This is a genomic window from Sphingopyxis sp. (assembly GCF_035998965.1).
GTDB lineage: Bacteria > Pseudomonadota > Alphaproteobacteria > Sphingomonadales > Sphingomonadaceae > Sphingopyxis.
This window is the reverse complement of the sequence record NZ_DASYHE010000091.1, coordinates 1-9,815: the sequence shown is the minus strand read 5'-3', so window position 1 is coordinate 9,815 and position 9,815 is coordinate 1. Positions and strand designations below refer to the sequence as shown.

Sequence of the window (9,815 nt, the reverse complement as noted above, 5' to 3'; positions counted from 1 at the left end):
CGTGTCGAGCGAAGTCGAGACACGCCGCGGGGTGGCGCTGTTTTTTGCGGTGTCTCGACTTCGCTCGACACGAACGGAACTGGAACCAAGCGCCTCCTGCCAAGTCTCGGCCTGCACCAACCCCGTCACACCATGCTCGCGCAGCAACCCCGACAGGCGATCGCGCGCGCCGCCCGAATAGCTGGCGATGATCGTCCGTCGGCCCTTGCGGCGTTCGTCGCTCAGATGATCGGCGACCTTCTCATAGACGTTGGCGTCGGCGGCACGTTCGGGGGTGAAATCGCGCGCGGCAAAGGTTTCGAGGTCGACGACGGTCGGCGACGGCGCGACGTCGAACGGGGTGATGATGTGGATCGGGCGGTTCGTCGTCGCGCTCGCCCATTCGCCATCGGTCAAATACAGCGTTTCAGGCGCCAGCGGGCGATAGCTGCCGGCCGATTCCTTTTCGGCCGCGACGCGGTTCGCATGATAATCGACGATCGCGGCAAAGCGCGTCTCGGCGGTGGCTTCGCTGCGGTGACCGCGCAGCACTGGGGTCGCGGGGTCGATATGGTCGAACAGCGTCGCCAGACGCTCCTCGAACAGCGGCAACCAATGGTCCATGCCCGCTTGCCGCCGTCCCTCACTGACCGCCTGATACAGCGGATCGCCGGTCGCCTGCGCCCCGAACAGATCGCGATAGGTCGAGCGAAAGCGCTTGATCGTGTCCTGATCAAGGAGGGTTTCGGCGGCGGGGAGCAGTTGCAGCGCCTTGGCGGGGCCAAGGCTGCGCTGGTCGGCGGGGTCGAACCGGCGGATGCTTTCGATCTCGTCGCCGAAGAAATCGACGCGCAGCCCGGTTTCCTCGCCCGCAGGGAACAGGTCGAGAATACCGCCGCGCACCGCAAACTCGCCCTGATCGGCGACAGTGTCGACGCGGCTGAAGCCGTTCGAGACGAGCAGCTCGGCGAGCGCGTCGCGGTCGATCCGTTGGCCTGCGGCAAGCGTGGTCGCGAGCTGGCGGATGCGGAAGGGGGTCAGCGTGCGCTGGGTGATCGCGGCGACGGTGGTGAGGAGCAGCTCGCCGCGTTTCGCAGGCTGTTGCAATGCCGACAGCGTCGCCAGCCGGTCGGCGCTGACCCGCATCGACGGCCCCGCGCGGTCATAGGGCAGGCAATCCCATGCCGGGAAGCGGTGCACGATGAGGTCGGGGGCGAAGAAGGGCGCGGCGTCTGCAATGGCTTGCATCGCCGTGTCGTCGGTCGCGACATAGACGAGCCGCTTGTCGCTGGCGCGTGCCAGATCGGCGAGCAGCAGCGGCAGGAAACCGTCGGCGGCGCGGGCCAGTGTCAGCGGCGCCGCTGCCGATCCGATCGCGGCAAAAATGTCGGCGGCAGGAACGGTCATGGCAGCGGGATATAGTCCAGGCGGCGCATCGCGGCGATCATTTCGGGACGGTTGAGATGCGCGGGCGGCTCGCCGGTGCCGAGCGCCCACGCCATGATGTCGACATCGTCCTCCTCGACGACGATCTCGTACCAGGCGATCTCGTCGTCGGTCCAAGTTGCGGCATAGCGGTCGAAAAAGCCGCCGATCATATAGTCGGCCTCGCGCGTGCCGCGGTGCCAGGCGCGGAATTTCAGGCGTTTGAGGCGGTCGGTCATCTGTTTCTCTTTCCCTTCTCCCTCGACGGGAGAAGGATACGGAGCCTAGCCGCTTGGCGGCTAGGCGAAGTTGGATGAGGGTGAGCGCTCGCATGGCGAGCGCGCGCTCGCTTTGCAAGCGCATACCCCTCTCCCGCTGCGACCAACGAGCAGGCTCGTAAGTCTCGCTGCCCTCTCCCGCAAGGGGAGAGGGGGTGTAACTTTGCGCGGTCAGCGTTAGACACGATGAGCCATGCGACCCGAAATCCTCAATCCGCTCTTTGCCGCGCTCACCGACCTGAAAGGTGTCGGGCCGCAGCTTGCCAAGCCGCTGGCCCGGCTCGGGCTGGAGCGCGTCGTCGATGTGCTGTTCCATCTGCCGACCGGACTCGTGCAGCGCCATCCGGTCGATCGCCTCGACGACGCCCAGCCGGGGCAACAGATTATCATCACGCTCACCGCGCAGGACTACCGGTCGGGCCGCAGTCCGCGTGCGCCCTTTGGCGTCGATGCGTTCGACGCCGCGGGCGACCATGTCCGGCTCGTCTATTTCGGGCGCACATCGGCACTGGCAAAAAAGCTGTTCCCGCTCGGCGAACCGCGGCAGGTGTCGGGACGGCTCGATACCTATGGCGAGATGCGCCAGATCGTCCATCCCGACCATGTCAGCGAACCGGACAGTGATGAGGCGATTGCGACGAGCGAGGCGGTCTATCCGCTGACCGAAGGGCTGACCAATGCGCGGCTGTCGCAACTGGTCGAGATTGCGCTCGAACGGCGACCAGAACTCACCGAATGGATCGACGGGCCGCTGCTGACCAGTCGCAATTGGCCCGCCTGGCGCGAGGCTCTGACGCGCGCTCACGCCAGTCCGCACGACGCGGCGGCGCACGACCGGCTGGCCTATGACGAGATTTTCGCGAGCCAGGTCGCGCTGATGCTGATCCGCGAAGGACTGCGCAAGCGCAAGGGGCGTGCAGTGGTCGGCGATGGGCGGCTGATCGACGCGCTCAAGCTGCCGTTCGGGCTGACCGGGGCGCAGGAGCGGGTGGGGCGGGAGATTGCCGCCGATATGGGGCGCGAGACGCCGATGCTGCGCATGCTGCAAGGCGACGTCGGGTCGGGCAAGACGCTGGTCGCGCTGCGCGCGATGCTGGCGGCGGTCGAGGCGGGGACGCAGGCGGCGCTGCTCGCGCCGACCGAGATTTTGGCGCGCCAGCATTTCGCGACCTTGCAGGCGATGCTCGCGGGGCTGCCGGTGAACATCGCGATCCTGACCGGGCGCGACAAGGGGCGGGTGCGCGAATCGACGCTGATGGGGCTGGCTGACGGCAGCATCGACATCCTCGTCGGCACCCATGCAATTTTCCAAGATGCGGTGACGTATCGCGATCTGGCGCTGGTGGTGGTCGACGAACAGCATCGCTTCGGCGTCGCGCAGCGGCTGATGCTGACCCAGAAGGCTGCGCGCCCGCCGCATCTGCTGGTGATGACCGCGACCCCGATCCCGCGCACATTGCAACTCGCCAACCATGGCGAGATGGACGTGTCGCGGATCGACGAGATGCCGCCCGGGCGCACCCCGGTCGATACCCGCGTCGTATCGGTCGACCGGCTGGACGAGGTGGTCGGCGGGCTGGAGCGCCATCTGGCTACCGGGGCGCAGGCCTATTGGGTCTGCCCGCTCGTCGCCGAGAGCGAGATGAGCGAGCTTGCTGCTGCCGAGGAACGCGCGGCGCTGCTGCGCGAGCGGCTGGGCGCGGATCGGGTCGGACTGGTCCATGGCCGGATGAAGGGGCCGGACAAGGATGACGTCATGGCACGATTCCAGGCGGGCGCAATCGGGGTGCTGGTCGCGACAACGGTGATCGAGGTCGGGGTCGATGTTCCCGCTGCCAGCCTGATGATCGTCGAACATGCCGATCGCTTTGGTCTTGCGCCGCTCCACCAGCTGCGCGGCCGCGTCGGGCGCGGCGCGGCGAAATCGGTGTGCCTGTTGCTGCGCTCGCAAAACCTGTCCGAAACCGCGCGCGAACGACTGGCGTTGATGCGCGAGACGAACGACGGGTTTGTGATTGCCGAAAAGGATCTGGAACTGCGCGGCGGCGGCGAGCTGCTTGGGCTCAAGCAGTCGGGCGATGCCGATTATCGGCTGGCGAGCGCCGAACAGCTGGTCCGGTTGTTGCCGGTTGCGCACGACGACGCGCGGCTGTTCGTCGAACGCGACGGCGGGATGGACGGCGCGCGCGGCGAGCCGGTGCGGCACTGCCTTTATCTTTTCGAGCGCGATGCGGCGGTGCCGTTATTGCGGAGTGGCTAAACTTCTCCCCTCCCGCTTGCGGGAGGGGTTGGGGGTGGGCCAGCACCCTTTCGGATGCCCACCCCGCTGCGACTAGCGAGCAAGCTCGCAAGTCTCGCTGCCCCTCCCGCAAGCGGGAGGGGATTTCTCAATTCAAATCCGCCCGCGCGCCCATGGCGCGGATCATCGGCAGATAATCTTCGACCGCGATCGACTTGTCGAACTGGACACCGGTCTTGCCACCGAGCGACCACACGACCTTCGCCGCGGTGCGGCCGATGATCGGCATGCGGAACACGACGAGGTCGCCGATCTCGAGGCCGCGTTCGAAACGCATCAGCATACCGTCGGCGCTGATGTTGACGCAGGTGCACATTTCCTGCCGTCCGTCGGGCATGACGAAGGGCAAGCGGACATAGACGTCGCTACGCGGAGCAATTCGCTGGTCGAGCCCGACATAATGGGCCTTGCTGGTATCGATCTTGCGCATTTTTGTGGACCTTGTTGATTTGGGCATGAAAATCCACTCGAATGCTGAAGATTGGGTAAACGTGGTTCTGCGCCTTACCGCGTCACAAGGCCATGTTTTTTCGCGCCCAGGCTCAGCGGCACGGGATCGGTGCCGGGTAAGATCAGGTGGTGCGGGTCGCGAATGACGACGCCATCGACCTTCACCGCGCCCTCGTCAAGCTTGCGCCGCGCCTCCTTGTTCGACGCGGCAAAGCCCAGGTCGCGCAGCGCATCGACGACGCTGATCCCCTCGGCGGGCGCGAAAGCTTGCGGCAAGTCGCCACCAATCTGCCCCTTTTCAAAGGTTTGCGCGGCGGTTTCCGAAGCGGTGCGCGCCGCCTCTTCGCCGCGGCACAGCGCGGTTGCCTCGTTCGCCAGCACCTTCTTCGCCTCGTTGATCTCAGCCCCGCCCAGCGCTTCGAGCCGCGCGATCTCGTCCAGCGGCAGGTCGGTGAACAGCTTCAGGAACCGGCCGACGTCGCGGTCGTCGCAATTGCGCCAGAACTGCCAATAGTCAAAATGGGACAGTTGTTCGGGATTAAGCCATACCGCGCCAGCCGCAGTTTTGCCCATTTTGGCGCCCGCCGCGGTGGTGAGCAACGGAGTCGTCAGGCCGTAAAGGTCGGCGCCGTCCATCCGGCGGCCCAGCTCCATGCCGTTGACGATATTGCCCCACTGGTCCGACCCGCCCATCTGCAGCCGCACCCCCATGTCCTTTGACAAATGGCGGAAATCATAGCCCTGCAGGATCATATAGTTGAATTCGAGGAAGGTCATCGGCTGCTCGCGTTCGAGCCGCAATTTCACCGAATCGAACGTCATCATCCGATTGATCGTGAAATGGGTGCCGACTTCCTGCAGCAGGTCGATGTAACCCATCTGCCCCAGCCAGTCGTGGTTGTTGACCATCACCGCGTCGGTCGGGCCGTCGCCGAAGGTCAAATACTGCTGAAAGATGCTGAAGATCGACGCAATGTTCGCGGCGATCGTCGCGTCGGTCAGCATCTTGCGGCTTTCGTCGCGCCCGGTCGGATCGCCGATCCGCGTCGTCGCGCCGCCCATCAGCACGATCGGCTTATGCCCCGTCTGTTGCAAGCGGCGCAGCATCATGATCTGGACCAGGCTGCCGACGTGCAGGCTGGGCGCGGTTGCGTCGAAACCGATATATCCGGGGACGACCTGTTTCGCCGCAAGCGCATCGAGCCCTTCCGCGTCGGTCATCTGGTGGATATAGCCTCGTTGATCGAGGACGCGCAGCAGGTCGGATTTGTGGTTGGTCATAGCGCCTTCTTTTCAAGCGGGGCGCGCTTAGCATGGGGTTGGGGTTTTGGATAGCATTCGCAAGTCGCTGATCTGCCACCCCGACACCCCGGCCCGAACCGTGCGGTCGGTCGCGGTCGAAATCACACTCTCGTTCGATGACGGCTTTGCGCTGCGTTATGTCGTCAAGGGCGCGGTGGGTGATATCGTGCTGCCGCCGGGCGATGGCCAGCTCGTCATCGCCGACAGCGCGACCGACGGATTGTGGCAAGGCACCTGTTTCGAGGCGTTCCTGACCGAGGAAGGTCAGCCCGACTATACCGAATTCAACTATGCCCCCGACGGCCGCTGGGCCTGTTACCAGTTCGACGATTATCGCTCGCTGCTGCGCCCCGACGAGCTGGCGCCGTGGGAGATGGTTGCCGAACGCAGCGATGCGCACTATGCGCTGCGCGTCGAACCGGGGATATTTCCCGACACCGGGTCGAAACTCGCTTTATCGGCAGTGATCGAGGAGCTGGACGGCACCAAAAGCTATTGGGCGCTCGCGCATCCGCCCGGCAAACCCGATTTCCATCATCCCGATTGCTTTGCGCTCACGCTTGCGGCACCGGGCGCGGCATGACGATGACATTCGGTATCGATCGCCTGCTCGCCGACCCCGCGCTGCGCGCGCCGCTGGCGGGTCAACGCGTCGCGCTGCTCGCCCACCCCGCCTCGGTCACCGCCGACCTGACCCACAGCCTCGACGCGCTCGTCGCCGCGGGGGTGAATGTCACCGCGGTGTTCGGGCCGCAGCATGGGGTGCGCGGCGACCTGCAGGACAATATGATGGAGTCGCCCGACTTCACCGACCCGGTCCACGGCGTTCCGTGCTTCAGCCTCTATGGCGAGGTACGCCGTCCGACCGGCCAGTCGATGCACACCTTCGACGTCGTGCTGATCGACCTTCAGGATCTCGGTTGCCGTATCTACACCTATGTGACGACCCTGCTCTACATGCTCGAAGCCGCGGCGCAGCATGGCAAGGCGGTATGGGTGCTCGACCGCCCGAACCCGGCCGGGCGCCCAGTCGAGGGCAATTTGCTCCGCCCCGGCTGGGAAAGCTTCGTCGGCGCGGCGCCGATGGTCATGCGCCACGGGCTGACGATGGGCGAGATGGGGCGCTGGTTCATCCGTCACTACGGCCTCGACGTTGATTACCGCGTGATCGAAATGGAAGGCTGGGCGCCGCAGTCCGGTCCGGGCTATGGCTGGCCCAGCGACCGCGTGTGGATCAACCCCAGCCCCAATGCCGCGAACGTCAATATGGCGCGCGCCTATGCTGGGACGGTGATGGTCGAGGGCGCCACGCTCAGCGAAGGCCGCGGCACCACCCGCCCGCTCGAACTCTTCGGCGCCCCCGACATCGATGCCAAGGCGGTGATTGCCGAAATGCACCGCCTCGCTCCGCACTGGCTGGCGGGGTGCAAGCTGCGCGATATCTGGTTCCAGCCGACCTTTCACAAGCATGTCGGTCAGCTGTGCAGCGGCGTTCATATCCATGCCGAAGGGCCGTGGTACGACGATGCCGCGTTTCAGCCCTGGCGGGTGCAGGCGCTGGGGTTCAAGGCGATCCGCTCGCTCTATCCCGATTATCCGATCTGGCGCGGCAAGGACTTCAAATATGAATATACCGACGATGTGCTGGCGATCGACGTGATCAACGGCGGACCCGATCTGCGGCTGTGGGTCGACGATGCGGGCGCGGATGCGGGCGATCTCGATGCGCTCGCGCTGCCCGATGAGGCGGCGTGGCGGGATGAGATTGCAGACCTTTTGATTTATTGATCCAGAACTTCTGGCCTCGTTCGTCCTTAGCTTGTTGAAGGACCGCCCTTTCTTTTCGACGTTGAAGTGAACAACGGTGCTTTGACAAGCTCAGGACGAACGGGTTTGAGGTTGGGCGAAGAATTTGGTGAGATTGAAATGATCCAACGCAGGCAATTTCTTGGCACCGCGGCTCTCGGCGGACTGGCCGCAACGCTGCCTTCATCGGCCTGGGCGGACGATACCGCCGGTCTTCCCAATCTGGCCGCCAAGGCGGTTCCGATCGGCAAGGCAGAGCGGGTGGCGCGGCTCGCCAAGGCGACCCAGCTGCTGCGCGCGAACGATATGGACGCGCTGCTGATCGAGCCGGGGTCGAGCCTGATCTATTTCACCGGAGTGCGCTGGTCGCGCAGCGAGCGGCTGACCGCTGCGGTGCTGACCCGCGAGGGCGAACTGGCGGTCGTCACGCCCTTTTTCGAAGAGCCGTCGGTGCGCGAAAGCCTGGACGTTGCGGCCGACGTGCTGACCTGGAACGAAGATGACAATCCGCTCGCCGCGGTCGCCGCTTGGCTGGGCAAGCGCGGGCTGACCAAAGGCAAGATCGGCGTCGAGGAAACGGTGCGCTATTTCGCGGTCGACGGGCTGGAAAAGGCGATGCCGAACGCGACGGTCGTCAACGGCGCGCCCGTCGTGCGCGGCTGCCGGATGCACAAGTCGCCCGCCGAAATCGCGCTGATGCAGGTGGCGAACGACATCACGCTCGCCGCCTATCGGCACACCGCGCCTCGCATCGAGGCGGGGATGACCCCCGACCAGATCGGCGCGATCATGGCTGCGGCGACAAAAGCGCTCGGCGGCAAGAGCGAATTCGAGCTGATCCTGCTCGGCGAAGCGAGCGCCTATCCGCACGGGTCGGGCAAACCACAGGCGGTGAAGGACGGCGAGGTCGTGCTGATGGACTGCGGCGCGACCGTGCATGGCTACCAATCCGACATTTCGCGGACGTTCGTTTATGGCAAAGCCACCCCGCGCCAGCGGCAGGTGTGGGACCAGATGCGCAAGGGGCAGGACGTCGCCTTCGCCGCGGCGAAACTCGGCACGCCCGCGGGCAAGGTCGATGACGCGGTGCGCGCCTATTATGAAAGCCTCGGCTGGGGGCCGGGATACAAGCTGCCCGGCACCTCGCACCGCACCGGCCATGGCATCGGGCTCGACGGGCACGAGCCGGTCAATCTGGTGCGCGGCGAGACGACGCAGCTGGCGCCGGGTATGTGTTTCTCGAACGAACCCGGCATCTATATCCCGGGCGAGTTCGGGATCCGGCTCGAGGATTGTTTCTACATGACCGACAGCGGGCCGAAATGGTTCAGCGAACCGCCGCCGTCGATCGACCAGCCGTTCGATTGAAGCTGCTAAACATAGACGGCGACATAAGCGATCAGCATTGCCGCGGGCAGCAGCAGCGCTTGCGCAAGGATCGTACCGGCGAGGCGGCTCAGCGAAATGAAGGTGATGGCGCGGCGGAACTCCGCCTCGTCGACTTTGCCCTCGACCGCATCGTCAGTCATCACCGACAATTGCGGGTCGATGAAGGCGAAGAGGAGGATTGTGGCGAAACCGTTGATCAGCGCCGACAGCTGCGATGCGGTGACGCGGAATTCGGGGGCAAGATAGCCGGCGTAGAGCGACGCGACGACGCCGACCGCGAGCAGCGACTGCGCGAGGCAATTGGCGATCAGCACCCCCCAGCTGATCCCCTTCGGCATCCTCCAGCTTTTGAGATGCGCGAGGCTGGGAAGTGTCAGTGACCGGCGCAGCGTCCGCAGTCCGCTCGGGCTCACCGCCTTGACCGCCAGCTTTGTCGTCGACCGGTTGGTCTGATACCAGCCGATCGCGGCGGCAAACATCCGCTGCCCCGTCGGCACCAGCAATATGCCAATCAACGTCGCGACGCTCGCCGCGGCGAGCACAAGCTGCATGTCGATGAACAGTGAGGCGCCGCTGCCGTCGTGCAGCCGCGTCTCGATCCGCTTGGCGAGGAAAGGACCGAGGAAGCTGTTCGAGGTGCGTGAAAAGAGCACGAGGATGTTGAACAGCGCAAACGACATCGCAATCCGCCGCGTCCGCACTCCCGCGATCCGCGCCGCATAAGCGAGCGCGCCGATCAGGTTGATGAAGCCGGTCAGCAGCAGGATGGTGACGAGGGGAAGGTCGATCATGAGGCGCCTAGCGGAACTTATGAAATCCGTTCGTGTCGAGCGAAGTCGAGACACCCCGAGCGCGTGCGCGGCCGATAGGTGTCTCGACTTCGCTCG

Annotated in this window: 8 protein-coding genes and 1 pseudogene; 4 read left to right on the top strand and 5 right to left on the bottom strand. The window is 65.1% G+C overall.

Going from position 1 to position 9,815, the window contains the following annotated elements; translation table 11 throughout:
- Both VGN68_RS15955 and VGN68_RS15950 read right to left on the bottom strand, forming a co-directional pair.
- Window positions 1-1,386: pseudogene (locus tag VGN68_RS15955) on the bottom strand (transcription-repair coupling factor); the annotation flags it as partial.
- The gene (locus VGN68_RS15950; RefSeq protein ID WP_327477894.1) at window positions 1,383-1,643 is read right to left on the bottom strand and encodes a succinate dehydrogenase assembly factor 2; all 261 of its coding nucleotides are present in this window, start codon (window positions 1,641-1,643) and stop codon (window positions 1,383-1,385) included. The gene VGN68_RS15950 and the pseudogene VGN68_RS15955, both read right to left, overlap by 4 nt.
- A 232-nt stretch (window positions 1,644-1,875) precedes the next feature.
- On the opposite strand from VGN68_RS15950, the gene recG reads away from it, so the two are divergent.
- On the top strand, window positions 1,876-3,942 hold the full coding sequence (recG, locus tag VGN68_RS15945) for an ATP-dependent DNA helicase RecG (protein ID WP_327477892.1): 2,067 nt from the start codon (window positions 1,876-1,878) through the stop codon (window positions 3,940-3,942).
- A 127-nt stretch (window positions 3,943-4,069) separates the two neighbouring features.
- On the opposite strand, the gene VGN68_RS15940 is transcribed toward recG, so the two are convergent.
- Together VGN68_RS15940 and tyrS are read right to left on the bottom strand one after the other, a co-directional pair.
- Window positions 4,070-4,411 (bottom strand): PilZ domain-containing protein, encoded by a 342-nt coding sequence (locus VGN68_RS15940; protein WP_088439277.1) that lies wholly within the window; start codon window positions 4,409-4,411, stop codon window positions 4,070-4,072.
- Window positions 4,412-4,485: 74 nt separating this feature from the next.
- On the bottom strand, window positions 4,486-5,712 hold the full coding sequence (gene tyrS, locus VGN68_RS15935; RefSeq protein ID WP_327477888.1) for a tyrosine--tRNA ligase: 1,227 nt from the start codon (window positions 5,710-5,712) through the stop codon (window positions 4,486-4,488).
- Between the two features lie 46 nt (window positions 5,713-5,758).
- Between tyrS and VGN68_RS15930 the strand changes: the two genes are divergently transcribed.
- From VGN68_RS15930 to VGN68_RS15920, 3 genes are all read left to right on the top strand, one after another.
- The gene (locus VGN68_RS15930; RefSeq protein WP_327477886.1) at window positions 5,759-6,316 is read left to right on the top strand and encodes a DOMON-like domain-containing protein; all 558 of its coding nucleotides are present in this window, start codon (window positions 5,759-5,761) and stop codon (window positions 6,314-6,316) included.
- A gap of 2 nt (window positions 6,317-6,318) precedes the next feature.
- On the top strand, window positions 6,319-7,521 hold the full coding sequence (locus VGN68_RS15925; RefSeq protein WP_327477896.1) for a DUF1343 domain-containing protein: 1,203 nt from the start codon (window positions 6,319-6,321) through the stop codon (window positions 7,519-7,521).
- A 138-nt stretch (window positions 7,522-7,659) separates the two neighbouring features.
- Complete coding sequence (locus VGN68_RS15920; protein ID WP_327477884.1) at window positions 7,660-8,907, top strand: Xaa-Pro peptidase family protein; 1,248 nt, start codon at window positions 7,660-7,662, stop codon at window positions 8,905-8,907.
- Between the two features lie 5 nt (window positions 8,908-8,912).
- On the opposite strand, the gene VGN68_RS15915 is transcribed toward VGN68_RS15920, so the two are convergent.
- Window positions 8,913-9,719: a lipid II flippase Amj family protein gene (locus VGN68_RS15915; RefSeq protein ID WP_327477882.1), complete on the bottom strand. Its 807-nt coding sequence runs from the start codon at window positions 9,717-9,719 to the stop codon at window positions 8,913-8,915.
- Between the last annotated feature and the right edge of the window lie 96 nt (window positions 9,720-9,815).

Excerpts from the sequence above, each read along its gene's own strand:
- VGN68_RS15950 (WP_327477894.1), bottom strand. The coding sequence starts at position 1,643 with ATGACCGACCGCCTCAAACGCCTGAAATTCCGCGCCTGGCACCGCGGC.
- recG (WP_327477892.1), top strand. The coding sequence starts at position 1,876 with ATGCGACCCGAAATCCTCAATCCGCTCTTTGCCGCGCTCACCGACCTG.
- VGN68_RS15940 (WP_088439277.1), bottom strand. The coding sequence starts at position 4,411 with ATGCGCAAGATCGATACCAGCAAGGCCCATTATGTCGGGCTCGACCAG.
- tyrS (WP_327477888.1), bottom strand. The coding sequence starts at position 5,712 with ATGACCAACCACAAATCCGACCTGCTGCGCGTCCTCGATCAACGAGGC.
- VGN68_RS15925 (WP_327477896.1), top strand. The coding sequence starts at position 6,319 with ATGACATTCGGTATCGATCGCCTGCTCGCCGACCCCGCGCTGCGCGCG.
- VGN68_RS15920 (WP_327477884.1), top strand. The coding sequence starts at position 7,660 with ATGATCCAACGCAGGCAATTTCTTGGCACCGCGGCTCTCGGCGGACTG.
- VGN68_RS15915 (WP_327477882.1), bottom strand. The coding sequence starts at position 9,719 with ATGATCGACCTTCCCCTCGTCACCATCCTGCTGCTGACCGGCTTCATC.